Below are 25,751 nucleotides of genomic sequence, written 5' to 3'. Positions count from 1 at the left end.
TTGCGCTACGGTGATCGACATGGTCCGGAGAACCGACACCCGCAACCGCATGGTCGCCTCGGCCGCGGAGCTGTTCCACACGCAGGGCTACCACGCCACCGGGCTGAACCAGCTGGTCAGCGCCGGAGGTGCGCCGAAGGGTTCCCTCTACTTCCACTTCCCCGGCGGCAAGGAGCAGCTGGCCGCCGAGGCGGTCGCGTTCTCCAGCGAGAACATGGCGGCCCTGCTGCGCTCGACGCTCGACTCCGCGCCGGACGCCGCAACGGCCATCACGCGGGTGATCGACGCGCTGGGCCGCAACCTGGTCGACACCGGCTACCGGTCCGGCTGTCCGATCGCGACAGTCGCACTCGACGCAGGCGACAGCGAACCGATCCGGCAGGCGTGCACGGACGGGTACACGTCCTGGCACGCCGTCATCACCGAGTACCTCACCGGACAGGGCATCGCGGCGGAGAAGGCGGCGACGCTGGCGACCATCGCGCTCAGCGCCATCGAGGGCGCCCTGCTCCTGGCCAAGACCCAGCACGACCTCGCGCCGCTGCACGCCGTCGGCGAGCACCTGCGCGCCACCTTCGAACGGGAGCTGTCATGAAGGTCCACCACCTCAACTGCGGCACCATGCGCCCGCTCGGCGGGCGTCTGATCGACGGCCGCGGCGGGTTCCTGCACCGCGCCGAGCTGGTCTGCCACTGCCTGCTCGTCGACACCGGCGCCGAACTGGTCCTGATCGAGACCGGCATGGGGTCGCCTGCCGTCGACCGCGCCGACGAGTGGCTGGGTGCGAAGTTCGTGCGCATGGTCGGCGTGCGGACGTCGGTGGCGGAGACCGCCGCCGAGCAGGTCCGGCGGCTCGGCTACGACGTCGAGGACGTCCGGCACGTCGTCCTGACCCACCTCGACCTCGACCACGCCGGCGGCTTGGTCGACTTTCCGCACGCCACCGTGCACGTCTACGCCGAGGAGCTGCGTGCGCTGCAATCACCGCGTGACGCGAAGGAACGCCTGCGGTACAAGCAGGTCCACTTCGCGCACGGTCCACAGTGGAGCAGCTATCCGGACACCGGCGAGGAGTGGTTCGGCTTCGGTGCGGTGCGCGAGCTGAAGGGGCTGCCACCGGAGATCCTGCTGGTCCCGCTCGGCGGGCACACGCGCGGGCACGCCGGGGTCGCGGTGGACACCGGCGACGGCTGGCTGCTGCACGCCGGTGACGCGTTCTTCCACCACGGTCAGATCGATCCGTTTCGCGCGCACGCCACCCCGGGCCTCGCGTGGTTCGAGGCCCGGGTGGAGACCGTGCCGGGCGCGCGGCGGGAGAACCACCGGCGGTTGCGCGAGCTGGTGCGCGACCACGGCGACGAGGTCACGGTGCTGTCGGCGCACGATCCCTGGTTCCTGAAGCACGCATCGCGAACCAGTTGACCAGCCACAACAGGATGCCGACGCCGAGCAGGATCGCCGCGATCGTGTAGTCCCGAGCCGGGCGGCCGGACAGCGGGCTCACCAGGTACAGGCAGAACACCGCGGCCAGCGCCGGGATGATCGTCGGCGCGCGGAAGTGCGGGTGGTCCACCTTCTCCCGGCGCAGCACCAGCACCGCGACGTTGACGATGGCGAACACCACCAGCAGCAACAGCGCCGTCGTCCCGCCGAGCACGCTGATGTCCACCGTGGACACCAGCACGATCGCGATGAGGCTGGTGAACACGATCGACACCCACGGCGTGCGGCGCAGCGGGTGCACCCTGCCGAGCACCTTCGGGATGATCCGCTCGTTCGACATGCCGTAGAGCAGGCGGCTGGCCATCAGCATGTTGATCAGGGCCGAGTTGATGACCGCGAACAGGCCGATCGCGGAGAACACCTCGCGCGGGAAGCCGGGCGCGCCGACGTCGAGCACCTTCAGCAGGGCGTTGCTCTTCGCGGCGGCCAGCTCGTCGGCCGGTACCAGCAGGGAGGAGGTCAGCGACACCAGCACGTAGATGGTGGCCGCGACGACCATGCCCCACAGCATCGCCTTCGGGAAGATGCGCACCGGGTCGCGGCACTCCTCGGCCATGTTGACCGAGTCCTCGAACCCGACCATCGCGAAGAACGCCAGCGAGGTCGCCGAGGTGATGGCGACGAGCGCGGTCTGGTCGGCGGTGTCGATCTCGACCAGGCGGCCGGCGTCACCGGAGCCGTTGAGCACCGCCCACACCCCGACGCCGATGATGATCAGCAGACCGGACAGCTCGATGCAGGTGAGCACCACGTTGGTCTTCACCGACTCGCTCACGCCGCGGAAGTTGATGGCAGCCAGGCCGACGATGAACAGCGGCGCGATCAGCCAGCCCGGGAGGTCGACGAACTCCTTCAGGTAGGTGTCGGCGAACGCGATCGCGGCCGAGGACGCGGACGTGATGCCCGAGCACATCACCGCGAACGCGACCATGAACGTCAGGAACGGGATCCGGAAGGCGCGGTTGGTGTAGAGCGCGGCGCCTGCCGCTTTCGGGTACTTCCCGACGAGTTCCAGGTAGCTGAACGCGGTCATGAACGCGACCACGAACGCCAGGAGGAAGGGTAGCCACAGCGCGCCGCCGACGCGGCCGGCCACCTGCCCGGTCAGTGCGTAGACGCCGGTGCCGATGATGTCTCCGACCACGAAGAACAGCAGGAGCTTCGGGCCGATGACCCGTTTGAGGGCCGGTTCCTGAGTAGCGCTCACCTCAGCCATGCCCGAGAAGTGTGCCGCAATCCGATTTGCCGGGCCACGCTTTCGGGGGAATGCCCGCCGTTTGGATCAACGCTGGGAGGTAACACCGGTGCGTCGACGGCTTTCGACGGGAGACCGGGATGACACGCCTGCCGGAGATCTGTTGAACCACGGGCCGGAGGATGGCACCCCGAACGCCTCCGGCCCCGTGCCGGCTGCTCGACGAAGAGCAGCCCCTGCCGAATGGCCGAGCGCGTCCGCGCCGCGCCTGCCGCGGGGCCGGCGGTGTCCCGAGATCCGCCGGCCCCGGGGTGACCACACCGGACGGTCAGGCCCGCGCGATGACCCCGAACTCCACTCCGGACGGATCGGTGATCGTCGCCATGCGGCCGTACACGAAGTCCTCCGGTTCGGTGGACTTCCCGCCGGCCGCGAGCGCCCGCGCGATCGTCTCGTCCGTGTCGGCCACCTCGAACGTCGTCGCCCACCTGGAGTCCGCGGGGCCCGGCACGCCCATGATCCCGCCGACTTCGTGCCCGTCGGGCCGGCGGAGGAACGTGAAGTCCAGCTCGGGCAGGTCGGCGTTGCGGTCCAGCGTGAAGCCGAACACCTGCGGGTAGAAGGCGCGCGCGTGCTCGGGCCGGGCCGTGGTCAGGTCGTTGCGGACGAGCGAGCCGGGCTCGTTGACCACCTGGCAGCCGGGCAGCTCACGGCCCTGCCACAGCCCGAACCGGGCGCCGACCGGGTCCACCGCCAGCGCGATGCGGGCGCGGCCGCCGAATTCGGTGGGACCCTCGACGACCTGCCCGCCCGCGGCGCGCACCCGCTTGGCGGTGGCGTCGCAGTCGGCGGTCGCGAGGTACGTCGTCCAGGCCGGGGCGCCTTCGGCGAACCCGGCGGCCACGCGGTCGCCCAGCAGGAACAGGTCGTCGCGCGTGGTCCACCCGAACACGGCGCGGTAGAACGCGGCGGCGCGCGGCAGGTCGGGGGCGGTGAGGGCCATCCAGGTCGGGGTGCCCTCGGGCTGGTTGGTGTCGACGGAGCTCATACCGCGAACGGTAGGAGCCGAGCAGGTCAGTTCCCGTCCTACTTGGTGACCGCCGCGGCCCGGTAACGCCAGAACGCGGGCAGCAGCGCGACGGCGATCGCGATGAACACGATGACCAGCACGCCGCCACCGGTCGCGGCGGCGGCCGTACCGACCGCGGCCGCGGTCCAGCCGTGCGTGAGGTCGGCGATCCGGGGCCCGCCGGCGACGACGACCGTGAACGCGCCCTGCATCCGGCCACGCATCTCGTCGGTCGCGGCCATCACCAGGATCGCCTGCCGGTAGATCGCGCTGACCATGTCCGCGGCGCCGGCCAGGCACAGGAACACCACGGCGAGCCACAACGAGCTCGACAGCCCGAAGCCGACCACGGCCAGGCCCCACGCGCAGATCGCGATCGTGACGGCGACGCCCTGCCGGCGGACGCGGCCGAGCCAGCCGGAGAACAGCCCGATGACCACGGAGCCGATCGGGATCGCCGCGTACAGCCAGCCCAGGGCGAGGCCACCGCCGGGCGGGTCGCCGAACGTCCGCTCGGCCATCTCCGGGAACAACGCGCGCGGCATGCCGGCGACCATCGCGATGATGTCGACGACGAACGACGCGAGCAGGACCTTCTGGGTGCCCATGTAGCGGAAGCCGTCGAGGACGTCCTTCAGGCCGGCGGCCCGGACGGTGCCGGACAGCGGTGGCAGCGGGGGCAGCCGCCAGACCGCGTACAGCGCGATGACCAGGGCGATCGTGTCGATGAGGTAGAGCGTGGGCAGGCCGATCACCGGCATCAGGGCGCCGGCGGCCATCGGCCCGAACACCATGCCGAACGTGTTGACGGTGCCGGACAGCGCGGCCGCCGCGGGCAGCAGTTCCGGTTCGATCAGCCGGGCCACGATCGCGCTGCGGGTCGGCATGTTGATCGCGAAGAACGCCTGGTTGAAGGCCAGGAGCACGAAAACGAGCCACACCGAGCCGACGTCGAAGAACGCCTGCGCCCAGAGCAGGGCGGACACGACGGCGATGCCCGCGTTGCCGAAGATGAGCAGCTTCCGGCGGTCGACGGTGTCGGCGATCGCGCCGCCCCACAGCCCGAAGACGAGCAGCGGCACCAGCGCGACGATGCCGGTCAGGCCGACGTACCCGGACGAGCCGGTGAGGTCGAAGACCTGCTTCGGCACGGCGACGGTGGTGAGCTGACTGCCGATCGCGGTGATCGCGGTGCCGGTGAACAGGCGCCGGAAGGCGGGCGTGCGCAGCGGCCGCACGTCCACGACGACCGATTTCAGCAGTTTGCGCTTCTTACCCCGTTGCGACCCCGCCTCGACACTCACAACCGACCAGTTTAGCCGCGCTAACTAACTGCCGCCGGTGATTTAGCTCGCCGGCCGCAGGACGGGAACGTGGGACTCGCGCGCGGGGGTCAGGGGGCGACACGCTCGATGTGCCATCCGTCCGGGGTGCGCACGTAGCGGAGCCGGTCGTGCAGCCGGTTCTGCTGTCCCTGCCAGAACTCGACGATCTCGGGCCGGATGCGCCAGCCACCCCAGTGCGGCGGCAGCGGCACCTCCTCGACGTCGCCGAAGCGGCGCTCGATCGAGGACAGCGCGACGTCCAGGTCCCGGCGGCTCGTGACGACCTTCGACTGCGGCGACGCCCACGCCCCGAGCTGCGAGCCGCGCGGGCGCTGCTTCCAGTACTCGGCGGTCTCCTTGACGTTGACCTTCTCCACCTCGCCGCGCACGGTCACCTGCCGCTGCAGCGCGTACCAGGGGAAGGTCGCCGAGGCGTACCGGGTCACGGTCAGGTCGTGGCTCTTCTTCGAGGTGTAGTTCGTGTAGAACACGACACCGCGCTCGTCGAGGCCCTTGCAGAGCACGGTGCGGGAGGAAGGTCGTCCTTCGGCGTCGGCGGTCGCCAGCACCATGGCGTTGGCTTCGGCGACCCCGGCGGCGATGGCCTCGTTGAGCCAGTCCTGCAGCTGCTCGGTCCAGCTGCCGGCCAGGTCGGCCTCGTCCAGCGCCTCGCCGTCGTAGGCCACCCGCATGCCGGGAAGGCGTACCGCAACGTCGTCGATGTTTTCGACCTCTGGCATGTGCCAACCTCCGACCCGCTTACTCACCCGTAACAGCTCACGTTAGGGCCTGGGGGGCCACTCCGAAAGCCAGCGAACGGTGACACCTGCCACGGCCCAGCAGCTCCTCGGCGGTGACCGCGTCCGGGGCGAGCGCGGTGATCAGGCAGCCCGCGACCGGCAACGGCGTCACCGCCCACCAGTCGCCGCTCGACGGCTCCACCACCTCGTCGCCGACCAGCAGTTCGGTCGCCAGCACCCGGTGCCCGGCCAGGACGGCGACGCTGGCGTCGAGGGCCGGGTCGCCGACGGTGAGGGTCTGGTCCAGCACCGGCCTGGCGCCCGAGGTGACGCGCTGCGACGTGGTGAGCCGTCCGGGTGCTTCACCCGCGCGGCCGAGAACCAGCACCTCGCGCGTGCGGAAACGTGCGGTCTCGTCGAGCGTCGCGACCAGCTCCGCGGTGTGCCGCGCCCGCGCAGTGACCACGGTCGGCTCCGGCAGGTACGCGAGCGACCCACCGGCGCCGACCTCGACGCGCACGGACGACCGGCTGGCCGCCGCGGCAGGCCCGGGCAGCGCGAGCGTCGCGGCGACACCGGACAGCCGCAGGTCCGCGCCCGGCCCGACGAAGACCTCCAGCACCAGCTCGTCCCCGCCGAGCGGGGAGGTCGCCGAGTTGACCAGGTGGACCTGGGCCGCCGGACCGGACCTCCGCCGTGGCACCAGGGTCAGCGGCGCCATCGACTTCAGCTCCCGCAGCACCGTCCGCCCGCCGGCGACCTCGGCGACGAGCCGGGCGTGCGCCTTCACCCGGCCAGCTGCTTGCGCACCCAGGCCGCCACGTCGGGGGCGTCCGGCGTGCGCACCAGCGACTGGGTGATCACCGGCAGCTCCCCGCGCATGCGGTGGGCGTCGGAGGTCATCACGTCCATGTCGGCGTTCACCAGATGGGCGATGTCGATCTTGTTGATCACCAGCAGGTCCGCCGTCGTGACGCCCGGCCCGCCCTTGCGCGGCACCTTGTCCCCGCCCGCGACGTCGACCACGAAGATCTGGCTGTCCGCCAGCCCACGGCTGAACACCGCCGTCAGGTTGTCCCCGCCGCTTTCGATGATCACCAGCTCCAGGCCGGGGAACCGCTCCTCCAGCCGTTCCACCGCGTCCAGGTTGGCGGTGATGTCGTCGCGGATCGCGGTGTGCGGGCAGGCGCCGGTCTGCACGGCCTCGATGCGCGCGGGGTCGAGCACGCCGGCCTTGCGCAGGAAGTCGGCGTCCTCAGTGGTGTAGATGTCGTTGGTCACGACCGCGAGGTCGATCTCGTTCCCGAGCGCGCGGCACAGCGCGGCGGTCAGCGCGGTCTTGCCGCTGCCGACCGGCCCGCCGATGCCGATGCGGAAGGCCCGGCCGCGGGACGGCGGCGCCTCGTAGCGGTCGGGTTCGGTGGCCGTCGGGTCGAAGTTGACCGGGTGCACGTGGCCGTGCCCGTGTCCGTGTTCAGCTGGCAAAGAGACGCACCTCTTCCTGGTGGTGGCGCAGGTGTGCTTCGGCGAGCAGGTCCAGCGCCGGTGATCCCGGGGACGGCAGCCGCGCCGGATCGGTTCCGGCGCAGTCGGCCGCCTTGTCCGCCACGGCGTCCAGGTCGGGCGCGAGCGCCGCGACCACCGCGTTGACCGCGAACGGGTCGAACCCCAGCAGCCGCACCGCCGCGCTCGCCGGCCCGCTCACCGCGAGGTAGGCGACGGCCAGCGCCGCGTCCCGCGGTGTGCCGCCGGAAACAGCGGTGAGCGCGCCGGTGATGATCGGATGGTGCGGGCGCGGGGTGGCCGTCAGCAGCTCGTCGATCACCGGTGACGGCCAGGCGATCCGGCCGGCGCGCGCGGTGCCGCGGCCCTGGGCGCGCGAGGCCGCGCGCTGCGCCGGGGACGGCGTGCGCGCATCGAGTTCCTCGTCCAGCCGCGTCCACTGCCTGCACACCACGGACGCGGCGGCGAAGGCGGCGGCGAGGTACCCGGCCGTCCACAAGCGACCGTGCAGGAACCCCGGCAGGTCGCGCACCTCGCGGATCAGCCCGCGGGCCACGGCTTCCTCCAGGCCGCCGGAGTGCACGTGGCCGCCGCCCGGGAACCGGGAATCGGCCAGCAGGATCGCGGAGGTGCCCATCAGAACAGGAAGTACCGCTGGGCCATGGGCAGTTCGGCGACCGGCTGCGGCTCGATCAGCTCGCCGTCCACGTGCACCGCGAAGCTGTCCGCGTCGACCTGGATGTCCGGCAGCGCGTCGTTGAGCACCATGTCGGCCTTCGTCACGCGGCGCACATTGCGCACCGGCACCAGCGGCCGGGTGACCGGAAGGCCGGTGTCGAGCGCTTCCGGCGCGACGAAGTACAGACTGCTCGCCGCGGCCACGGACGGCGCGGCGCCGAACATCGGCCGCGCGAGCACCGGCTGCGGGGTCGGGATGGACGCGTTCGCGTCGCCCATCGCGGCCCACGCGACGAACCCGCCCTTCAGCACCACGTGCGGTTTGACGCCGAAGAATTTGGGCTCCCACAGCACCAGGTCGGCGAGCTTGCCGACCTCGACCGAGCCGATCTCGCCGTCCATCCCGTGCGCGATGGCCGGGTTGATCGTGTACTTGGCGACATAACGACGGGCCCGCAGGTTGTCCGCCGCGCCGTCGCCGGGCAGCGCACCGCGGCGGCGTTTCATCACGTGCGCGGTCTGCCAGGTGCGGATGATCACCTCGCCGATCCGGCCCATCGCCTGCGAATCCGAGCTCATCATCGAGATGGCGCCGAGGTCGTGCAGCACGTCCTCGGCCGCGATCGTGCTCGGGCGGATGCGGCTCTCGGCGAAGGCCAGGTCCTCCGGCACCGACGGGTTGAGGTGGTGGCACACCATGAGCATGTCGAGGTGCTCGTCGAGGGTATTGACGGTGTGCGGGCGCGTCGGGTTGGTCGACGACGGCAGGAAGTTCGGCAGCCCGGCGACCTTGATGATGTCCGGCGCGTGCCCGCCGCCCGCGCCCTCGGTGTGGTAGGCGTTGATCGACCGGCCGGCCACCGCGTCCACAGTGGACTCCAGGAACCCGGCCTCGTTGAGCGTGTCGGTGTGGATCGCCACCTGCACGCCGGATTCGTCGGCCACCGACAGGCACGCGTCGATCGCGGCCGGCGTGGTGCCCCAGTCCTCGTGCAGCTTGAACCCGCCGGCGCCGGCGGCGAGCTGCTCGCGCAGCGCTTCCGGCCGGACCGTGTTTCCCTTGCCCAGCAACAGGACGTTGACCGGCTGGCCGTCCATCGCCTGCAGCATCCGGGCCAGGTTCCACGGCCCCGGCGTGACCGTGGTGGCCTTCGTGCCCTCCGACGGGCCGGTGCCGCCGCCGACGAGCGTGGTCAGGCCGGAGGCCAGTGCGGTGTCGACGAGCTGCGGGCAGATGAAGTGGACGTGGCAGTCGACGCCGCCCGCGGTGAGGATCTTCCCGTTGCCGGAGAGGACCTCCGTGGCCGGCCCGATCACCAGGGCCGGGTCGACACCGTCCATGGTGTCCGGGTTGCCCGCCTTGCCGATGCCGACGATCCGGCCGTCGCGCACGCCGACGTCGGCCTTGACCACGCCCCAGTGGTCGAGCACGACGGCGCCGGTGATGACCAGGTCCGGCGCGCCCTCGGCGCGGGTCGCCATGCCCTGGCCCATCGACTCGCGGATCACCTTGCCGCCGCCGAAGATCACCTCGTCGCCGGAGCCGGCGCCCATGCTGCGGTCCTCGGTGACCTCGATGAGCAGGTCGGTGTCGGCCAGCCGGATCCGGTCGCCGGTCGTGGGCCCGAACAGCTCGGCGTAGCGCTCGCGGTCGATGCTGGTCACTCGCTGTCCTTTCGCAGGCCCGGCACCACCCGGCGGCCGGCCAGCGGCACCAGGTCGACCTCGCGCTCGACGCCCGGCTCGAAGCGGACGGAGGTGCCGGCGGGGATGTCCAGGCGGTGACCGCGGGCGGCCGCCCGGTCGAATTCGAGCGCCGGGTTCGTCACCGCGAAGTGGTAGTGCGAGCCGACCTGCACCGGCCGGTCACCGGTGTTGCTCACTCGCAACCGCACGCGTGGGCGACCGGGGTTCATCTGCACGGGTGACTCCGCCGGGATGATCTCTCCTGGACGCACTCGGTGCTCCTCAGACGATCGGGTCGTGCACGGTGACGAGCTTCGTGCCGTCCGGGAAGGTGGCTTCGACCTGGACCGAGTCGACCATCTCGGGCACGCCGTCGAGCACCTGTTCCCTGGACAGCACCGACCGGCCGCTGGACATCAGCTCGGCGACGGTGCGGCCGTCGCGGGCGCCCTCCAGGACGTGGTCGGTGATGAGGGCGACGGCCTCCGGGTAGTTCAGCCGGACGCCGCGCTCCAGCCGCCGCCGTGCCACGTCGGCGGCGACGTGGACCAGCAACTTGTCGCGCTCCTGGGGGCTCAAGTGCATGCGCTCAGGTCTATCACCGCGCGGACGGCGACACGCAGGCGCGAAACACAGGATTTACGTGCGAACGGCTCATCCGGCTGAATCGTTCTCGTAATCGTGACCGAAACCACCGCTTTCTTCGATTGCCCCTAGGCCGTTCGAGGGGCATGGTGTGGTCACCGTGCGACGAGGCGCCCCCGAGCGCGTCACGCGCGCGTAACAACTCCATGTCGGGGAAAAATGCGCAGCGAAAGGTTTCACCAGTGACTACCTCAGCGCCCGTTGCGAACAACACTGAACCGGACGACGGGTTCAAGCCCGGTCTGGAAGGCGTGGTCGCCTTCCGCACTCAGATCGCCGAGCCGGACCGCAACGGCGGCGCGCTGCGCTACCGGGGCGTGGACATCGAAGACCTGGCAGGCAAGGTCAGCTTCGGCGACGTCTGGGGCCTGCTGGTCGACGGCAGGTTCGGCAACGGACTGCCGCCCGCCGAGCCGTTCCCGATCCCCGTGCACACCGGCGATGTCCGGGTCGACGCGCAGGCCGCGCTCGCGATGGTCGCGCCGATCTGGGGTTTCCGGCCGCTGCTGGACATCAGCGACGAGGAGGCGCGGGAAAACCTCGCGCGCGCCTCGGTGATGGCGTTGTCGTACGTGGCGCAGTCCGCGCGCGGGGTCGGGGTGCCCGCCGTGCCGCAGTCCGCGGTCGACGCGGGGCAGACGATCGCCGAGCGGTTCATGATCCGCTGGCGCGGCGAGCCGGACCCGGCGCACGTCAAGGCCGTCGACGCGTACTGGGTGTCGGCGGCGGAGCACGGCCTGAACGCCTCGACGTTCACCGCGCGCGTGATCGCGTCGACGGGCGCGGACGTCGCGGCCGCGTTGTCCGGCGCGATCGGCGCGATGTCCGGGCCGCTGCACGGCGGCGCGCCCGCGCGAGTGCTGCCGATGATCGAAGCGGTGGAGAAGGAAGGCGACGCGCGCAAGGTGGTCAAGGGGATCCTCGACCGCAAGGAGCGCCTGATGGGCTTCGGGCACCGGGTGTACCGGGCCGAGGACCCGCGGGCCCGCGTGCTGCGGCGGACGTGCCGCGAGCTGGGCGCCGCGCGGTACGAGGTGGCCGAGGCGCTGGAGCAGGCCGCGCTGGCCGAACTGCGCGAGCGGCGCCCGGACCGCGCGATCGAGACGAACGTGGAGTTCTGGGCGGCGGTGATCCTGGACTTCGCGCAGGTCCCGACGCACATGATGCCGGCCATGTTCACCTCGGCGCGCACCGCGGGCTGGGCGGCGCACATCCTGGAGCAGAAGCAGACCGGCCGCCTGGTTCGCCCGTCGGCGAGCTACGTCGGCCCCGGCCCGCGTTCGCCGGAGGAGGTCGAGGGCTGGTCGGCGGTCAAGCCGCTGTAGTCCGTCGCGGAAGGCCCCGGGATCACTGCGGTTCCGGGGCCTTTTCGCGTGCTGTCACCGCGCGCAGCACCGGGCGCACCAGGGCCGCGCCGGCCAGGAGGATCACCGCGGCGCCGAGGCAGGCCGCCCGCCAGCCGGAGCCGGTGCCGTAGAGCAGGCCGGCGGTGAAGGCGCCGATGGTGGCGCCGAGCAGCGTCGCGCTCTCGTAGATGCCCATCGCCCGGCCGAGGCTCACCCCCGCGGCCTCGGCCACGATCTCCTGCTCGACGGGGATCGCCGCGGCGAACGCGGCCGCCGACAGCACCCACATCCCGGTCAGCACCAGCGGGTTCGGCGCGAACGACAGCCCCACCGCGAAGACCGCGCTGCACCCCATCGCCAGCGACAGCACCGTCGTGCGGCCCAGCCGCCCGGTCACCTTGTGCAGGTACTCCGGCAGTGTCGTGTAGACGATGAAGCCGGGCAGGAACACCCCGGCGATCTCGCCCAGCTGCAGGTGGTGCCCGCGCTGCAGGTGCATCAGCAGCAACAGCGCCACGCCCGCCTCGGCGAGCGCGGTGATCACCACGAGCAGCAGCATCGGCCGCAACCGCCGGCCCAGCTGGCCGAACCCCTGCCCGGCCGTCGTCCCCTGCCCGGCCGTCGTCCCCTGCCCGGCCGTCGTCCGAGGTGCGGCCGGCCCGGTCGGCGCGAGCATCACCACCGCCGCGACGGCGCAGGCGGCCGCGCCGAGCCAGAACACGCCGCGGTAGTCGATGCGTGGCACCAGTGTCATGGCGGCCACGAAGGCGATCCACGTGCCGCCGCCCTCGGCCGAGAACAGTTTGCTGAACGCGGCTTTGTCGCCGTCGAGCCCTTCGCCGACGCGGGCACGCAGCGCCACCCAGAAAATCGCCCCGCCGGCCCCGCCGAGCACGGCCGCCGCGAAAGCCGGCCCCAGCCCCGGGGTGACCGCGTACCCGGCGAACGACAGTCCATAGAGGACAGCGCCGATGGCGGCCAGCCGCCCGCGGTCGAAGCGGTCGGCCAGCGCCCCCGCGAGCGGCCGCACCGCGAACGACACCAGGGTCTCCAGGGCCGTCAAGGCCCCCACCCCGGCCGCGCTCGCGCCCAGCGCGCTGCCCGCCCACAGCGGCAGGAAGAAGTCCAGGACCTCGACCGGCCCACGCGTCAACGCCGCGGCCAACTCGTTCTGACTCGCGCGGCGTTTCCCCTGCGCCATCGCCACCCCTCAGGTTTCGAGATACGATCGTATCCTAAAGCGGCCGAACCTAGGATGGCAACCGTGCCCAAGATCGTGGACCGCGAGCAGCGCCGCCGGGAGATCGCGGAAGCCGTGCTCCGGCTGATCGCCAGGGAGGGCATCGAAGCGGTCAGCGTCCGCACCGTCGCCACCGAGGCCGGGCTCTCCGCGGGCGCCGTGCAGAAGTACTTCGCCACCCGCGACGAGCTGTTCCGCTTCGCGTTCGACCTCACCGGCGAGTACATCGAGCAGCGCTGGATGCGGGTCCCGCAGGGCCACCTGCTCACCATGCTGCGCGCGCTGGTCGCCGAGGCCCTGCCGCTGGACGACCAGCGCCGCGCCGAGGTCATCGTCGTCCTCGCGTTCGCCGCGCGCGCCGCCGTCCTCCCGGAGTGGGCCGACCACCTGCGCGAGGGCTACGAGTTCATGCGCGCGCAGACCGCCGACTTCCTCGGCCAGGCCCAGCGCCACGGGCACGTCCGCGACGACCTGGACGCAGGCAAGCTCGCCGACGTCGTCGTCGCCCTCACCGACGGCTTCGCCCAGCACCTGCTGCAGGCCGCACCCGGATCGGAGCTGCACCGCCGCCTGCTCGGCTCCCTCGAGTTCGCCCTCACGGAGCTCCTCGCGCCCCGCGCGGCAGAATGACGGCATGCTGCCCAGCACCGAGTTCGCCCTGCTCCGCCGCCTGTCCCTGGAACAGGTGAACGGCCGCGCGCCGTCGATGGTCGCCGCTGTCGTCCGCGACGGCGAGGTCGCCTGGTGGGGCGCGCGGGGCTCAGTCGAGGGCGCCGCGCCCGACGACGACACCCAGTACCGCCTCGGCTCGATCACCAAGTCGATCGTGGCCGCGCTCGTGATGCGCCTGCGCGACGAGGGCCGCCTCGACCTCAACGACCCGCTGGACAAGCACGTCCCCGGCACGAGCTTCGGCGCCTCCACCGTCGGGCAGCTGCTCTCGCACACCGGCGGCCTGACCTCGGAGTCCCCCGGCTCGTGGTGGGAGCGCAGCGAAGGCGGCGACTGGGCCACGCTCGAAGCGAGCCTCGCCAAGGACGCGCTGAAGAACCGCCCGGGCAGCCGGTTCCACTACTCCAACGTCGGCTACGGCGTGCTCGGCGAACTGGTCGCCCGCCACCGCGGCACCGACTGGCTGACCGCGCTCAACCGTGAGGTCCTCGAACCGCTGGGCATGTCGCGCACGACGCCGCACCCCACCGGCAAGCACGCGCGTGGCTGGGCGGTGCACCCGTTCGCCGACCTGCTGCTGCCCGAGCCCAGCCCGGACGCCGGCGCGATGGCCCCGGCCGGGCAGCTGTGGTCGACCGTCCGCGACCTGGCCCGCTGGACCGCGTTCGTCGGCGGCGACAGCGCGGACGTGCTCAGCCCGGACACCGTGGCCGAGATGCGCGCGGTCGCCACGGTCGACGACGCCGACGCCTGGACCTCCGGCTACGGCCTGGGCCTGCAGGTCCTGCGCCACCAGGGCAGGCGGCTGGCCGGGCACACCGGGTCGATGCCCGGGTTCCTCGCCTGCACGCTGGTCGACGAGGTCACCGGCACCGGCGCGCTGACCTTCGCCAACACCACCTCCGGCCCGGCGATCCTCGGCCTGGCGGTCGACCTGATCTCGATCGCCGACGAGCAGGAGCCGAACCTGCCCGAGGAGTGGCGCCCGTCCGAGGTGGACCGGTCGCTGCTCACCCTCACCGGCCTGTGGCACTGGGGCCCGACGCCGTACCACCTGCGGCTGATCCCGGGCGGCATGTTGAGCCTCGCCCCGGTCAACGGAATGGGCCGGGCGTCCCGGTTCCGCCCGGTTGCGCAGGACGAGTGGCTCGGGCTGGACGGCTACTACGCGGGCGAGACGCTGCGCGTCGGCCGCGACACGGACGGCACGCCGCGGCACCTGGACCTGGCGACGTTCGTCTTCACGCGCACCCCGTACGACCCGGCGGCGCCCGTCCCCGGCGGCGTCGACCCGGAGGGCTGGCGTACCGCATAGTGGGACCCGCCACCGCCGTCACGCGGCGGAAACACGACCTGCGAGACTGGGGCCATGACCGATGAGCTGACCATTCCGGCTGAACTGAAGCCCTCCGACGGGCGCTTCGGCTGCGGACCGTCCAAGGTCCGGGCGGAGCAGCTGGCGAACCTCGCTTCCGAGGGCGCCGCCTACATGGGCACCTCCCACCGGCAGAAGCCGGTGAAGTCCCTCGTCGGACGGGTGCGCTCCGGTCTGTCCCAGCTCTTCTCCCTGCCCGACGGCTACGAGGTGGTGCTCGGCAACGGCGGCACCACGGCGTTCTGGGACGCCGCCGCGTTCGGACTGGTGAACGAGCGGGCGCAGCACTTCACCTACGGCGAGTTCTCGTCGAAGTTCGCCAAGGTGACCTCGGACGCGCCGTTCCTTGGCGACTCGATCGTGGTCAAGGCCGAGCCGGGCAGCGCCCCGGAGATCGCCTACGAGCAGGGCGCGGACCTGGTCGGCTGGGCGCACAACGAGACCTCGACCGGTGTCGCGGTGCCGGTGCGCCGCCCCGCGGGCAGCGAGGGCGCGCTCGTCGCGATCGACGCCACCTCGGGCGCAGGCGGCCTGCCGGTCAAGGCCGAGGACTTCGACGTCTACTACTTCGCGCCGCAGAAGTGCTTCGCCTCCGACGGCGGCCTGTGGCTGGCGCTGATGTCGCCCGCGGCGATCGAGCGGGTCGAGAAGATCGGCTCCAGCGGCCGGTGGATCCCCGAGTTCCTGTCGCTGACCACGGCGCTGGACAACTCGCGCAAGGACCAGACGTACAACACCCCGGCGGTGGCGACGCTGTTCCTGCTGGCCGACCAGATCGAGTGGATGCTGTCCAACGGCGGTCTCGACTGGGCGGTCTCGCGCACGCAGGACTCCTCGACGCGGCTGTACGAGTGGGCCGAGGAGACCAGCTACACCGTGCCGTTCGTGAAGGACCCGTCGCTGCGCTCGCAGGTCGTCGGCACCATCGACTTCGTGGACGAGGTCGACGCGGCGCAGGTCGCCAAGGTGCTGCGCGCCAACGGCATCGTCGACGTCGAGCCGTACCGCAAACTGGGCCGCAACCAGCTACGCGTCGGCATGTTCCCCGCGATCGAGCCGGGCGACGTCACGGCGCTGACGAGCTGCATCGAGTGGGTCGTCGAGCGGCTTGGCGACTAGTCCCAGCACGAGGAGCAGCAGCACGCCGGTGAGGACGTAGCTCTCGGCGAGCGGCCAGACGCTCCGGTGGTCCCACAGCGGGCTGACCACGAACACCACTGTCGCGAGGGCGGCGGTTCCGAGCACGAGCGGCCGGAACCGCCGCCCTCGCCACGTCAGGACCCCGATCACCGGCGCCGCCCACACCCAGTGGTGGGTCCAGGACACCGGTGAGACCAGCAGCGCGCCCACCGCGCACGCCAACAGCGCGACCACGGCGTCGGCGCGCCGCATCACCAGCGCGGTGACGACGAGGGTGACGGCCACCGCGACCAGCCACGCCCAGGTCGGCGCGCCGAGCCGGGCGAGCAGGCCGTGCAGCGACTGGTTCCCGATGTAGCCCGGGTCGCCGACCCGCTCGCCCTGGAAGACCAGCTTCGTCCAGTACGTGACCGAGGCCTGCGGCGCGATCGCCCACGCCAGGGCCGCGCAGCAGGCGAACGTCGCGACCGCTCGTCCGGCGGCGCGGAAGTCCTTGCGCAGCAAGAAGAACAGCACGAACGCGGCCGGGGTCAGCTTGACCGCGGCGGCGAGCCCGACCAGGAATCCGCGGCGGCGGACCGGGGCGAGCGCGTCGACCGTGACGAGCAGCACGAGCAGCAGGTTGATCTGCCCGAACCCGAGCGTGGCGCGCACCGGCTCGCTGAACAACGCCACCGCCTGGACGATCAGCGCGGCGCCGCCGAACACGTGCAGCCGCCGGTCGTACGGCGAAAAGCACAACGCGAGCACCGCGCCGAGCGCGACGACGGACACGACGGTGATCCCGACGAGCGCGACATCGGGCGGAATCACCAGCAACGGCGCGAAAACGAACGCGGCGAACGGCGGATAGGTGAACGGCAGGAGTGTTCCGTTCCGCGTAGGCGGCAATGGGCCGTACGGGTCACCGCGGTCGAAGAACGCCTGCGCGCCGAGCCGGTAGACGTCCAGATCCAGGCCGTCCAACCGTTTCCACGCCAGCAGGATCCCGACCAGCACGACTTCGATCGCCACTCCCGTGGCCAGCACCCTCCGCCCCACCGCGCAATACTCGCGGATCCTGATCACCGGGGTCGCGTCCGGGTGGCCGAACGGGTGGAATTGCTGCAAGATCAACCAAAAAGTGTCGGCGCGCCTGCCCCGTCAAGCGGACGCGCCGACCTACCGTGAACATCCGAAGGTGAAGTCAGGAGGAAGCGGATGCGGACGCTGAGAGTGGTCGGGCTGCACGAGGACGGTAAGTCCATCGTGTGCGAAGACCCGGCGCGGCGCGAGCGTTTCCTCCTGCCCGCCGATGAGAAGCTGCGCGCGGCCGTCCGGGGCGACGTGCCGAGGCTCGGGCAGATCGAAATCGAGACGGAGAGCCAGATGCGACCACGCGAGATCCAGGCCCGGATCCGGGCCGGCGAGTCGGTGCAGCAGGTCGCGGACGCCGCCGGGGTTTCGGTGGAACGGGTGGAGCGGTTCGCGTACCCGGTGCTGCTGGAGCGGTCCCGCACCGCCGAGCTGGCGCAGTCGGCGCACCCGGTCCGCGAGGACGGCCCGGACCTGCGGACGCTCGGCGAGATCGTGGCCTACGCGTTCGGCGTGCGGGGCCAGGACTACTCGCAGGCGTCGTGGGACGCCTGGCGCGGCGACGACGGCCGGTGGATCGTGGCGCTCCGGTGGACCGCGGGGCGCTCCGACAACGCCGCGCACTGGCAGTTCTCGGCCGGCGCGCACGGCGGCACGGTCACGGCGCTGGACGAGCACGCCGAGGACCTGCTGGACCCGCACCGCACGCCGCGGACGCTGCGGGCGGTGGGCGCCGAGGCCGAGCCCCTGCCGGAGCCCGAGCCCGAGCCGGTGGACGAGCACCCCACGCTCGACATCGACGCGCAACCGGACCCGTCGGCCGCCAAGCCGAAGCCGAAGAAGAAGGCCCACCCAGCGGTCCCGGCCTGGGAAGACGTCCTACTGGGAGTCCGCAGCCAACGCGGCTGAGCGCTTCGGTGCTGTGCAACTGTGGTGCGAGTTCCGCAACTCGGGTTCCGACGGTCGAGGACGATCTGGCGAGCGGCGCAGTCGTCGTGCTCGCCGACGGTTGGCTCCGCGTGCGTCGTCTCCCATTACTGCCCTGATCGACTGCGCGGCACCGGCCCCACATCAGACCGCCGCCCCGGCAGCAGCGACGCATGCCGCTGCCCCGGCCCCTCCCCATAACGCGAAGCCAGCCAATCCGCCACCACGCCGGTCCCCGCCGCGTAAACGCCCTTGTGCGCCAGATCCACGACGAGCTCCCGCCGCGGCCAGGTCCACGGCGGCGCCCCCACTCCGGTCGCGTTCTCCAGCGTCTGGTCGTTCGTCAGCCGCACCGCCCACAACATCGCCGATGCCCACGGGCCGCGCAGCCCGGCCGTCGCCATCACGCCGCGCAGCGCCCCCAGGAGCGCGCCCTGCCCGAAGTGCATCGCCAGGTTCACCGACCGCCGCCTGCCGTCCGGAAGGCCGAGCAGCCGCGCGAGGGTCCGCCCCGGCACGTGCGAGTCCGGCCGTCCGGTGAACCGCTGCTCGACCTTCTCCGCCGCCGTCATCACGAGCACGCCCGCCAGCCCGGCGACCGCGCCGTGCGCCACCGCTCGTCCCCACATGCGGGCACGTCTACCCGCGCCAGCCGAATCGAACCGCCGCCGCGGGGTACTGGAAGCCAGCTCACCGCCGCCGAGTCCCTCCGCGCCGTGGACCCCGCCGCCTCCGCAAAGTGATCGGTCCCGGCGCCGCGGACCGCCTGCTCCGGGGCGCCTGGCTCGGCCATCCCGTGCGCCCGCTGCTGGTCACGTTGCCGATCGGGGCGTGGCTGTCCTTGGCGGCGCTCGACCTGACCGGCCAGCCCGAAGCCTGGTCACGATCGGCCTGGCCGCGACCCGCCGACGGTCCTCACCGGCCTCGCCGAGTTCGCCGGACTGACCACCGAACAGCGCCGCGTCGGGGCGATCCACGCGGTCGCCAACACCGTCGCCGCGGGGTGCTTCCTCGCTTCGAACCGCTCCGGCCCCGACAACGCCCGCTTCTGGGCCGCGGCCGGTCTCCTCGCCATCGGCGCCGGTGGCGCGCTCGACGGCCACCTGCCCTACGCGCAGGGCGCCGGGCGTCGGCCGCTGGTCATCCCTCCAGCCGGGCGGCCAGTGACTTCGGCGCCACCACCCGGTACGCCTCCCGCACGACAGCCCGCACCTCGGCCCAGTCCACCGGCACGTCGAGGTACACCCCGAGCCACCCGCGGTGCCCGACATAAGGCGGCCGGAAGAACCGGTCCGGCTCGGCCGCGACCATCTCCTCCTGCGCTCCGGGCGGCGCGGCGCACCAGCACGCCACCCGGTCGTCGTGGTGGTGGTCGGCGTACATCACGAACGCCTTGCGGCCGCGGACGAACCACGTCGGCTCGCCGTGGCTGAGCCGCTCCTCCACCTCCGGCAGCGCCAGGCAGGTCTCACGAAGCAGCGAGAGCGGGTCCATCAGAACACGACGGCCAGCACGCCGAACCAGGACAGCACGACCCCGGCCGCCGCACCCAGCGCGACCCACCGGATGATCGGCAGCTTCCGCGCCAGCCACAGCGACGGCGCGATCCCGGCGGTGACCACGACCGCCGCCAACAGGACCAGCCAGCCCGCGGTCTCCGCGGCCAGCGCGATCGCGAGCGCCATCATCGCGACGATCACCACCGCCGCCACGAACCCGGCCACCACCAGCCCGGTCGCCCACGGCGTCGGCTCGTCCCCGACCCCGGCGAACAGCCGCGGCGGCTCATCGGCGCGCGGTGGCGGCGGCACGACCACCTGCTCACCGGTCACCGGATCCACGTAGTGCACCGGCGTGCCCATCACCCCGGCGACGCGGGAAGCCAGCTGCTGCCCGCGCCGGGACACCACGGTCGCGGCCTCGCTCGGGTCGTTCGCCGACCGCCGCAGCGCCGCGGCGACCTGTGCCCACTCGTGCAGCGCGTCGGCCAGTTCGACACCCAGCGCGAGGCTGTGGGGGTCGATCTCGCGCGTGTACACGTCGCCGTGCCCCTTGAGCACGGCGCGGTCGCCGCGGACCCGCAATTCCACGCATGCACCTTTCCGGCCGTCACGCCAGGACGTCGTCAATTTACCGCTGCGGCGAGCTCGTAGAAGGCCACCGCCGCGGCAGTGGCCACGTTGAGCGAGTCGACGCCTTCGCTCATCGGGATCCGCACCGCGACGTCGGCGCTGTCCAGCGCTTCCGCGGTCAGGCCCGGCCCCTCCGAGCCGAGCAGCAGGGCCGTCCGGCCACCGGCGGCGGCCACCTCGCGCAGCGTCCGCGAGTCCGCGCGCGGGGTCAGCGCCGCCACCCGGAACCCCGCCGCCCGCACCCGCTCCAGCCCGGACGGCCACGGCGTCAGCGGGGCGAACGGCACCCGCAGCACGTTGCCCATCGACACCCGCACGCTCCGCCGGTACAGCGGGTCCGCGCAGCCGGCGCCGAGGAGCACGCCGTCGACCCCGAGCGCGGCCGCGTTGCGGAACAGGGCGCCGATGTTCTCGTGGTCGCCGACGCCCTCCAGCACGGCGACCACCCGCGACCGCGCGAGGATCTCGTCGGCGTCCGGCTGGGGCGCGCGGTCGGCCACCGCGAGCACGCCCCGGTTGAGGTGGAACCCGACGACCTTCGCCATCACCTCGGCCGACGTGACGTACGCCGGCACCGGCACGTCCGCCAGGTCGGGCGCGAGTTCGGCGATCCGCCGCTCGACGCCCAGCAGGGCCCGCGGCGGGTACGCTGACGCGAGCAGGCGCCGGACCACCACGGTGCCCTCGGCGATCACCAGGCCGCGCCCGCCGGGCCGGTCCGGTCGCCGGTCGGCCGTGGAGAGGTCCCGGAAGTCGTCGAGCCTGGGATCACCCTCGTCTTCGGTTCGCACGATCTGCGCCACGGCATGAAGTCTGCGGCTTCGGGGTAGATCCTCCGTCGTCGGGGTGGGTGCTCCGAACGTCATGCGTACCACTGGGCCGAACGGACCAGCGGGGGCCGCGGTGGGGCGCGTCGTGGCGGAGCCACCGTTTTGGCCGATGACCTCGTGACGATCGTTGTGCGACCGTTGTCGGCCGGGGTGCCGCGGCGATCACCACAGCAGCGGCCGAGGACAAGAGCAGGGATGGCATGGGCAAGGACGTGTCGGCGGAAGCCTTCAGCCCCCGGGACCGGGCGCGGTACCGGCACAAGCTCCAGCGGTGCCTGGACACCCTGGCCAGGATGCTCGCCGACGACAGCTTCTCGTTCCCGCGAAGACACATCGGGCTCGAGGTCGAACTGAACCTGGTGGACGACCGGCTGCGGCCGTCCATGTCGAACAGCGCCGTGCTGGAGGCGCTGGACGACGAGTCCTTCACCACCGAACTGTCCCAGCACAACATCGAGCTGAACGTGCCGCCGCGCCCGCTCGCCGGGAAGTCCGCGATCGAGTTGGAGCACGATCTGGTCGGCTACCTGGGCGAGGCCGACCGGAACGCGACCGCCGCGGGCGCTCGGCTGGCCGTCATCGGCATCCTGCCGACACTGGCGGAGGACCACTTCGACCAGAAGTGGATCACCAACAACACCCGGTACACGCTGCTCAACGACCAGATTTTCGCCGCCCGCGGGGAGAACATGACGCTGTCCATGGACGGCGCCCCGCTCGGCGGGCACAACCCGGAGCGGTTGCGCGCCTACTCGGAGTCCATCCTGCCCGAGGCCGCGTGCACGTCGGTGCAGTTGCACGTGCAGGTGGCGCCGGAGGAGTTCGCCACCCACTGGAACGCCGCGCAGTGCCTGGCCGGCGTGCAGGTGGCCGTCGGCGCGAACTCGCCGTTCCTGCTCGGCAAGGCGCTGTGGCACGAGACCCGCATCCCGCTGTTCCTGCAGGCCACCGACACACGCCCGGAGGAGCTGCGCAACCAGGGCGTGCGGCCGCGGGTGTGGTTCGGCGAGCGGTGGATCACCTCGATCTTCGACCTGTTCGAGGAGAACGTCCGCTACTTCCCCGGTCTGCTGCCGGAGACCGACAGCGAGGACCCGCTGGAGACCCTCGAGTCCGGGCAGGCGCCGAAGCTCACGGAACTGATGCTGCACAACGGAACCGTGTGGCGCTGGAACCGCCCGGTCTACGACGTGGTGGACGGCAAGCCGCACCTGCGCGTGGAGAACCGCGTGCTGCCCGCCGGCCCGACGGTGCTCGACATGATGGCCAACGCGGCGTTCTTCTACGGCACGCAGCGGGCGCTCGCCGAGGCCGAGCGTCCGGTGTGGACACAGATGTCGTTCCAGGCGGCGGAGGAGAACCTGTACGCCGGTGCGCGCAACGGGTTCGACGCGCAGCTCTACTGGCCCGGCCAGGGCTGGGTGCCGCCGGACGAACTGGTGCTGCGCGTGCTGTTGCCGCTCGCGGTGGAGGGCCTGCGCAGCGCGGACGTGTCCGAAGCGGCCATCGACCGCTACCTCGGCGTCATCGAGCAGCGCTGCCTGACCCGCCGCAACGGCGCGTGGTGGCAGCGGGCGGTCGTCACCGGAGCGGAGGACCGCGGCGCCGATCGCGACACCGCGCTGAGCACGATGCTCGGCCGCTACCTGGAGCTGAGCCGGAGTGGCGAGGCCGTGCACACCTGGCCCGTGGACACTCCGTGATCAACCGGGCTCTGTTCGGGTCAATCCGGCCTTGTTAGGGTAGCCTAAGTGACCGATGTCGCTTACAGTGCCACTCATGGCGGCTCCCCTCGCGGTTGACTCGGACCTGACCCAGACCCCGTTCTCGACCACCCTGAGGGAGTCGACACGGCGGGCGCACGACCGGGCGCACCACTCCCGGTACATGCGGGACCTGTTCAACGGCGACCTGGACCTGACCGAGTACGCCCGGCTGGCGGCCCAGTACTGGTTCATCTACCAGGCCATCGAGGAGGCCGCGGACGCGATGCGCCGCGACCCGGTCGGCGGCCGGTTCGTGTTCGACGAGCTGCGCCGGGTGCCCGCGCTGGCGGCCGACCTGGAGTTCCTCTACGGCGAGCAGTGGCGGGACCGCGTCACGCCGGTGCCCGCGACCGAGGACTACGTGCGCCGCATCCGGGCGGTCGCGTTCGACTGGGCCGGCGGCTACGTGGCCCACCACTACACGCGCTACCTCGGCGACCTCGCCGGCGGCCAGGCGGTGCGCAAGCTGCTGGCCAAGGCCCACGGCGTCGAGGGGCCGGGCGCGCTGTTCTACCACTTCGACGACATCGACAACGTCCCCGCGTTCCGGAAGCGGTACAAGGCGCTGCTCGACGACACCCCGTGGACCGGGGCCGAGCGCGACCGGATCGTCACCGAGACGCTGGTGGCCTTCGAGTTCAACATCGCGGTGCTCGACGACCTGGTGCAGTGATCATCCGCACACCCCGTTGACCTCCATCTAGCTGGAGATTGCAGGCTTGCCGCATGACCGGTTCCCGCAGTGCGGACAGCGGCTCCCCAGTTAGCTTCCTGCGCGCGCGAGGACTAGGTTTTGATACCGCAAGGGACTCTGCGTCAGACAAGAAGGAGGGCTGATGGCCCGCTACGAGCTTCCTGACCTCGACTACGACTACGGCGCGCTCGCCCCGCACATCTCGGGTCAGATCAACGAGCTGCACCACAGCAAGCACCACGCGACCTACGTCAAGGGGGCCAACGACACCCTGGACAAGCTCGCGGAGGCTCGGGACAAGGGCGACTTCGGCTCGATCGTCGGCCTGGAGACCACGCTGGCGTTCAACCTGGCCGGGCACGCCAACCACGTGGTGTGGTGGAAGATCCTGTCCCCCGAAGGCGGCGACAAGCCGACCGGTGAGCTGGCCTCGGCGATCGACGAGGCGTTCGGCTCGTTCGACAAGTTCCAGGCGCAGTTCAACGCGGTCGCCACGACGATCCAGGGCAACGGCTGGGCCGCCCTGTCGTGGGACCCGATCGGCAAGACGCTGATCACGCAGCAGCTGCGCGACCACCACAACAACCTGATCCTGCCGACCGTGCCGATCCTGCTGGTCGACGTGTGGGAGCACGCCTTCTACCTCGACTACAAGAACGTCAAGGCGGACTACGTCAAGGCGCTGTGGAACGTCTACAACTGGGGCGAGATCAGCAAGCGCTTCGACAACGCCGTTTCCGGCGGCAACGGCCTGCTCCTCTGAGCGAGCCTGATCGAGGGGTCCTTCCGCGCACCCGCGCGGACAGGGCCCTTCTTTTTTGCGCTTGACCTCGACCACAGTGGAGGGTGCAGGCTGGCTGCCATGGATGTCGACGCGTACCTGGCCCGCATCGGAGCCGGCCGTCCCACCGCCCCCACCCCGGCGGCGCTGCGGGAGCTGCACGAAGCCCACCTGCTGACGGTTCCGTTCGAGAACCTCAGCGTGCACCTGCCTGAGCGGATCGTGCTGGACGAGGACGCGTTGTTCGACAAGGTCGTCCGGCGCCGCCGCGGCGGGTTCTGCTACGAGCTCAACGGCCTGTTCGGGGCCCTCCTGCGCGAGCTGGGCTTCAGCGTGACCCTGCTGGGCGCCCGCGTGTTCGGCGGCGGCCGGTGGGGCCCGCCGTTCGACCACCTCGCCCTCCAGGTCGACCTGGAGGAGCCGTGGCTGGCCGACGTGGGCTTCGGCCGCTTCGCCCGCCACCCGCTGCGGCTGACGGCGTGCGAGCCGCAGACCGACCCCGAGGGCGAGTTCCTGGTGGTGGACGCGCCGGACGGGGACATCGAGGTGCGGCTGAACGGCGAGCCGGCCTACCGGCTGGAGAAGCGCCCGCGGCAGTTGTCCGACTTCGGCCCGACCTGCTGGTGGCAGGCCACTTCGCCGGAGTCGCACTTCACGCAGAACGTGCTGAGCACGATCTCGACGCCGTCCGGACGGGTCACCCTGGCGGGCGACAAGCTGATCGAGACGGTCGACGGCAAGCGGGCCGAGCGCGAGCTGAGCGACGCCGAGAAGGTCGAGGCCTACCGCGTGCACTTCGGGATCGACATGAACGAAGCCCCGGTGCTGGGATCCTTCCCGGCACCGGGGCTCCGCCCGTTCCCGAACTGACTGCCGCTCCCACCACGAAGCGGACAAGCATTAGGTTAGCCTAACTTCACCAAGCCTCGCAAGGGGCCGGTTCCGGGAGATCGTCCGTTCACCCGTCGGTGTGATCGCGGCGGACGATCGCCCGCTCCAGCAGCCCGTGGAGCGCGCGCTGCTCGCCGACGTCGAGAGCGGCGAGCGGCGAGTCGCGCACGAGGAGGTCGAGGAGCTTGCCGCGCAGCTCCTCACCCTTGGCGGTGAGGACGAGCTGACGGGCGCGGCGGTCGGTGGGGTGCGGCCGGCGTTCGACCAGCTCCAGCTTCTCGAGCTTGTCCACGACGAACGTGGCGTTGGACGGCTCGCAGCTCATGCGCTCGGCCAGTTCGCGCATGGTCATCGGCCCCGTCATCTCCCGCAACGCGGTCGCCTGTGGCGCGGTGAGCCCGAGAGCGGCGGCGCGCTCCCGGACGTGGTCGGCGATCTGCTGGGCCAGCCCGTTCACCAGCCCGCACAGCTCCCGTTCGGCGATGACCTGCGGTTCCATGCTCCCATCGTAGTGATCCGTCAAGTCAGTACATTTTCAG

Annotated in this window: 28 protein-coding genes; 11 read left to right on the top strand and 17 right to left on the bottom strand. The window is 71.7% G+C overall.

Annotated features, from left to right (window positions below; translation table 11 throughout):
* The first annotated feature begins 19 nt into the window (after positions 1-19).
* Positions 20-595, top strand: a complete 576-nt coding sequence (locus ACCP09_RS20150; protein ID WP_027933876.1) for a TetR/AcrR family transcriptional regulator — start codon at positions 20-22, stop codon at positions 593-595.
* A complete protein-coding gene (locus ACCP09_RS20145) occupies positions 592-1,422 on the top strand; it encodes an MBL fold metallo-hydrolase (protein WP_433748844.1) in 831 nt (276 codons plus the stop codon). The genes ACCP09_RS20150 and ACCP09_RS20145 overlap by 4 nt, the downstream gene beginning before the upstream one ends.
* On the opposite strand, the gene ACCP09_RS20140 is transcribed toward ACCP09_RS20145, so the two are convergent.
* From ACCP09_RS20140 to ACCP09_RS20095, 10 genes are all read right to left on the bottom strand, one after another.
* Positions 1,364-2,719: an APC family permease gene (locus tag ACCP09_RS20140; protein WP_378364045.1), complete on the bottom strand. Its 1,356-nt coding sequence runs from the start codon at positions 2,717-2,719 to the stop codon at positions 1,364-1,366. The two genes, ACCP09_RS20145 and ACCP09_RS20140, sit on opposite strands and share 59 nt — an antisense overlap.
* A 307-nt stretch (positions 2,720-3,026) precedes the next feature.
* Positions 3,027-3,746 (bottom strand): VOC family protein, encoded by a 720-nt coding sequence (locus ACCP09_RS20135; RefSeq protein ID WP_433748841.1) that lies wholly within the window; start codon positions 3,744-3,746, stop codon positions 3,027-3,029.
* Positions 3,747-3,784: 38 nt separating this feature from the next.
* Positions 3,785-5,071, bottom strand: coding sequence for an MFS transporter (locus ACCP09_RS20130; RefSeq protein WP_400988814.1), 1,287 nt, complete (start codon positions 5,069-5,071; stop codon positions 3,785-3,787).
* An 89-nt stretch (positions 5,072-5,160) separates the two neighbouring features.
* The gene (gene pdxH, locus ACCP09_RS20125; protein ID WP_027933871.1) at positions 5,161-5,832 is read right to left on the bottom strand and encodes a pyridoxamine 5'-phosphate oxidase; all 672 of its coding nucleotides are present in this window, start codon (positions 5,830-5,832) and stop codon (positions 5,161-5,163) included.
* A gap of 37 nt (positions 5,833-5,869) precedes the next feature.
* Positions 5,870-6,622: an urease accessory protein UreD gene (locus ACCP09_RS20120; RefSeq protein ID WP_433748837.1), complete on the bottom strand. Its 753-nt coding sequence runs from the start codon at positions 6,620-6,622 to the stop codon at positions 5,870-5,872.
* Positions 6,619-7,317 carry an urease accessory protein UreG gene (gene ureG / locus ACCP09_RS20115; protein WP_027933869.1) on the bottom strand — a complete coding sequence of 233 codons (699 nt, stop codon included), beginning with the start codon at positions 7,315-7,317 and terminating at the stop codon, positions 6,619-6,621. Before ureG ends, ACCP09_RS20120 begins: the two co-directional genes overlap by 4 nt.
* Positions 7,307-7,972 (bottom strand): urease accessory protein UreF, encoded by a 666-nt coding sequence (locus tag ACCP09_RS20110; RefSeq protein WP_433748833.1) that lies wholly within the window; start codon positions 7,970-7,972, stop codon positions 7,307-7,309. The genes ureG and ACCP09_RS20110 overlap by 11 nt, the downstream gene beginning before the upstream one ends.
* On the bottom strand, positions 7,972-9,678 hold the full coding sequence (locus tag ACCP09_RS20105) for an urease subunit alpha (RefSeq protein WP_433748830.1): 1,707 nt from the start codon (positions 9,676-9,678) through the stop codon (positions 7,972-7,974). The genes ACCP09_RS20110 and ACCP09_RS20105 overlap by 1 nt, the downstream gene beginning before the upstream one ends.
* Positions 9,675-9,971, bottom strand: coding sequence for an urease subunit beta (locus tag ACCP09_RS20100; protein ID WP_433748827.1), 297 nt, complete (start codon positions 9,969-9,971; stop codon positions 9,675-9,677). Before ACCP09_RS20100 ends, ACCP09_RS20105 begins: the two co-directional genes overlap by 4 nt.
* A 10-nt stretch (positions 9,972-9,981) precedes the next feature.
* Positions 9,982-10,284 carry an urease subunit gamma gene (locus tag ACCP09_RS20095; RefSeq protein WP_123684750.1) on the bottom strand — a complete coding sequence of 101 codons (303 nt, stop codon included), beginning with the start codon at positions 10,282-10,284 and terminating at the stop codon, positions 9,982-9,984.
* 242 nt (positions 10,285-10,526) lie between these two features.
* On the opposite strand from ACCP09_RS20095, the gene ACCP09_RS20090 reads away from it, so the two are divergent.
* A complete protein-coding gene (locus tag ACCP09_RS20090; protein ID WP_433748823.1) occupies positions 10,527-11,669 on the top strand; it encodes a citrate synthase 2 in 1,143 nt (380 codons plus the stop codon).
* A gap of 22 nt (positions 11,670-11,691) precedes the next feature.
* Here ACCP09_RS20090 and ACCP09_RS20085 read toward each other — a convergent pair whose 3' ends face one another.
* On the bottom strand, positions 11,692-12,891 hold the full coding sequence (locus ACCP09_RS20085; RefSeq protein WP_433748820.1) for an MFS transporter: 1,200 nt from the start codon (positions 12,889-12,891) through the stop codon (positions 11,692-11,694).
* A gap of 54 nt (positions 12,892-12,945) precedes the next feature.
* On the opposite strand from ACCP09_RS20085, the gene ACCP09_RS20080 reads away from it, so the two are divergent.
* Genes ACCP09_RS20080 through serC form a run of 3 tightly spaced genes read left to right on the top strand, consistent with a single transcriptional unit; the run spans position 12,946 to position 16,096 of the window.
* Entirely contained in the window at positions 12,946-13,560 is a 615-nt protein-coding gene (locus tag ACCP09_RS20080; protein WP_027933863.1) for a TetR/AcrR family transcriptional regulator, read from the top strand.
* 4 nt (positions 13,561-13,564) lie between these two features.
* Positions 13,565-14,917 (top strand): serine hydrolase domain-containing protein, encoded by a 1,353-nt coding sequence (locus ACCP09_RS20075; RefSeq protein WP_123684748.1) that lies wholly within the window; start codon positions 13,565-13,567, stop codon positions 14,915-14,917.
* Between the two features lie 54 nt (positions 14,918-14,971).
* Positions 14,972-16,096 (top strand): phosphoserine transaminase, encoded by a 1,125-nt coding sequence (gene serC / locus ACCP09_RS20070; RefSeq protein ID WP_020416879.1) that lies wholly within the window; start codon positions 14,972-14,974, stop codon positions 16,094-16,096.
* Here serC and ACCP09_RS20065 read toward each other — a convergent pair.
* On the bottom strand, positions 16,004-17,233 hold the full coding sequence (locus ACCP09_RS20065) for a glycosyltransferase 87 family protein (protein ID WP_433748815.1): 1,230 nt from the start codon (positions 17,231-17,233) through the stop codon (positions 16,004-16,006). The genes serC and ACCP09_RS20065 overlap by 93 nt on opposite strands.
* A gap of 84 nt (positions 17,234-17,317) precedes the next feature.
* Here ACCP09_RS20065 and sepH point away from each other — a divergent pair, with 84 nt between their 5' ends.
* Positions 17,318-18,100 (top strand): septation protein SepH, encoded by a 783-nt coding sequence (gene sepH / locus ACCP09_RS20060; protein WP_433748812.1) that lies wholly within the window; start codon positions 17,318-17,320, stop codon positions 18,098-18,100.
* 125 nt (positions 18,101-18,225) lie between these two features.
* Here sepH and ACCP09_RS20055 read toward each other — a convergent pair whose 3' ends face one another.
* The 4 genes from ACCP09_RS20055 to ACCP09_RS20040 all read right to left on the bottom strand — a co-directional run bounded on the left by ACCP09_RS20055 (position 18,226) and on the right by ACCP09_RS20040 (position 21,053).
* Positions 18,226-18,747 carry a hypothetical protein gene (locus ACCP09_RS20055; protein WP_433748810.1) on the bottom strand — a complete coding sequence of 174 codons (522 nt, stop codon included), beginning with the start codon at positions 18,745-18,747 and terminating at the stop codon, positions 18,226-18,228.
* 511 nt (positions 18,748-19,258) lie between these two features.
* The gene (locus ACCP09_RS20050; RefSeq protein ID WP_378335063.1) at positions 19,259-19,612 is read right to left on the bottom strand and encodes an MmcQ/YjbR family DNA-binding protein; all 354 of its coding nucleotides are present in this window, start codon (positions 19,610-19,612) and stop codon (positions 19,259-19,261) included.
* Positions 19,612-20,208, bottom strand: coding sequence for a DUF2537 domain-containing protein (locus ACCP09_RS20045; RefSeq protein ID WP_433748806.1), 597 nt, complete (start codon positions 20,206-20,208; stop codon positions 19,612-19,614). The genes ACCP09_RS20050 and ACCP09_RS20045 overlap by 1 nt, the downstream gene beginning before the upstream one ends.
* A 35-nt stretch (positions 20,209-20,243) precedes the next feature.
* The gene (locus ACCP09_RS20040) at positions 20,244-21,053 is read right to left on the bottom strand and encodes a TrmH family RNA methyltransferase (protein WP_433748803.1); all 810 of its coding nucleotides are present in this window, start codon (positions 21,051-21,053) and stop codon (positions 20,244-20,246) included.
* Between the two features lie 227 nt (positions 21,054-21,280).
* Between ACCP09_RS20040 and ACCP09_RS20035 the strand changes: the two genes are divergently transcribed.
* The 4 genes from ACCP09_RS20035 to ACCP09_RS20020 all read left to right on the top strand — a co-directional run bounded on the left by ACCP09_RS20035 (position 21,281) and on the right by ACCP09_RS20020 (position 25,191).
* On the top strand, positions 21,281-22,783 hold the full coding sequence (locus ACCP09_RS20035; protein WP_123684745.1) for a glutamate-cysteine ligase family protein: 1,503 nt from the start codon (positions 21,281-21,283) through the stop codon (positions 22,781-22,783).
* A gap of 76 nt (positions 22,784-22,859) precedes the next feature.
* Entirely contained in the window at positions 22,860-23,519 is a 660-nt protein-coding gene (locus ACCP09_RS20030) for a heme oxygenase (biliverdin-producing) (protein ID WP_123684744.1), read from the top strand.
* 163 nt (positions 23,520-23,682) lie between these two features.
* Positions 23,683-24,303: a superoxide dismutase gene (locus ACCP09_RS20025; protein ID WP_017985168.1), complete on the top strand. Its 621-nt coding sequence runs from the start codon at positions 23,683-23,685 to the stop codon at positions 24,301-24,303.
* A 99-nt stretch (positions 24,304-24,402) separates the two neighbouring features.
* The gene (locus ACCP09_RS20020) at positions 24,403-25,191 is read left to right on the top strand and encodes an arylamine N-acetyltransferase family protein (protein ID WP_378335062.1); all 789 of its coding nucleotides are present in this window, start codon (positions 24,403-24,405) and stop codon (positions 25,189-25,191) included.
* Positions 25,192-25,279: 88 nt separating this feature from the next.
* Here ACCP09_RS20020 and ACCP09_RS20015 read toward each other — a convergent pair whose 3' ends face one another.
* Positions 25,280-25,711, bottom strand: coding sequence for a MarR family winged helix-turn-helix transcriptional regulator (locus tag ACCP09_RS20015; RefSeq protein ID WP_433748796.1), 432 nt, complete (start codon positions 25,709-25,711; stop codon positions 25,280-25,282).
* Positions 25,712-25,751: the final 40 nt, after the last annotated feature.

Origin of the sequence: Amycolatopsis sp. 3B14, from assembly GCF_050958625.1 — a bacterium.
In the GTDB taxonomy this organism is placed as follows: Bacteria; Actinomycetota; Actinomycetes; order Mycobacteriales; family Pseudonocardiaceae; genus Amycolatopsis_E; species Amycolatopsis_E thermoflava.
The sequence above is the reverse complement of the archived record's forward strand: the minus strand, read 5'-3'. Positions and strand labels throughout refer to the sequence as shown.

Bases quoted from the DNA above. Each gene is read 5' to 3' on its own strand.
- ACCP09_RS20150 (WP_027933876.1), top strand. From the start codon at position 20: ATGGTCCGGAGAACCGACACCCGCAACCGCATGGTCGCCTCGGCCGCG.
- ACCP09_RS20145 (WP_433748844.1), top strand. From the start codon at position 592: ATGAAGGTCCACCACCTCAACTGCGGCACCATGCGCCCGCTCGGCGGG.
- ACCP09_RS20140 (WP_378364045.1), bottom strand. From the start codon at position 2,719: ATGGCTGAGGTGAGCGCTACTCAGGAACCGGCCCTCAAACGGGTCATC.
- ACCP09_RS20135 (WP_433748841.1), bottom strand. From the start codon at position 3,746: ATGAGCTCCGTCGACACCAACCAGCCCGAGGGCACCCCGACCTGGATG.
- pdxH (WP_027933871.1), bottom strand. From the start codon at position 5,832: ATGCCAGAGGTCGAAAACATCGACGACGTTGCGGTACGCCTTCCCGGC.
- ACCP09_RS20110 (WP_433748833.1), bottom strand. From the start codon at position 7,972: ATGGGCACCTCCGCGATCCTGCTGGCCGATTCCCGGTTCCCGGGCGGC.
- ACCP09_RS20095 (WP_123684750.1), bottom strand. From the start codon at position 10,284: ATGCACTTGAGCCCCCAGGAGCGCGACAAGTTGCTGGTCCACGTCGCC.
- ACCP09_RS20085 (WP_433748820.1), bottom strand. From the start codon at position 12,891: ATGGCGCAGGGGAAACGCCGCGCGAGTCAGAACGAGTTGGCCGCGGCG.
- ACCP09_RS20080 (WP_027933863.1), top strand. From the start codon at position 12,946: ATGGCAACCGTGCCCAAGATCGTGGACCGCGAGCAGCGCCGCCGGGAG.
- ACCP09_RS20075 (WP_123684748.1), top strand. From the start codon at position 13,565: ATGCTGCCCAGCACCGAGTTCGCCCTGCTCCGCCGCCTGTCCCTGGAA.
- serC (WP_020416879.1), top strand. From the start codon at position 14,972: ATGACCGATGAGCTGACCATTCCGGCTGAACTGAAGCCCTCCGACGGG.
- sepH (WP_433748812.1), top strand. From the start codon at position 17,318: ATGCGGACGCTGAGAGTGGTCGGGCTGCACGAGGACGGTAAGTCCATC.
- ACCP09_RS20055 (WP_433748810.1), bottom strand. From the start codon at position 18,747: ATGTGGGGACGAGCGGTGGCGCACGGCGCGGTCGCCGGGCTGGCGGGC.
- ACCP09_RS20050 (WP_378335063.1), bottom strand. From the start codon at position 19,612: ATGGACCCGCTCTCGCTGCTTCGTGAGACCTGCCTGGCGCTGCCGGAG.
- ACCP09_RS20035 (WP_123684745.1), top strand. From the start codon at position 21,281: ATGGGCAAGGACGTGTCGGCGGAAGCCTTCAGCCCCCGGGACCGGGCG.
- ACCP09_RS20030 (WP_123684744.1), top strand. From the start codon at position 22,860: ATGGCGGCTCCCCTCGCGGTTGACTCGGACCTGACCCAGACCCCGTTC.
- ACCP09_RS20025 (WP_017985168.1), top strand. From the start codon at position 23,683: ATGGCCCGCTACGAGCTTCCTGACCTCGACTACGACTACGGCGCGCTC.
- ACCP09_RS20020 (WP_378335062.1), top strand. From the start codon at position 24,403: ATGGATGTCGACGCGTACCTGGCCCGCATCGGAGCCGGCCGTCCCACC.
- ACCP09_RS20015 (WP_433748796.1), bottom strand. From the start codon at position 25,711: ATGGAACCGCAGGTCATCGCCGAACGGGAGCTGTGCGGGCTGGTGAAC.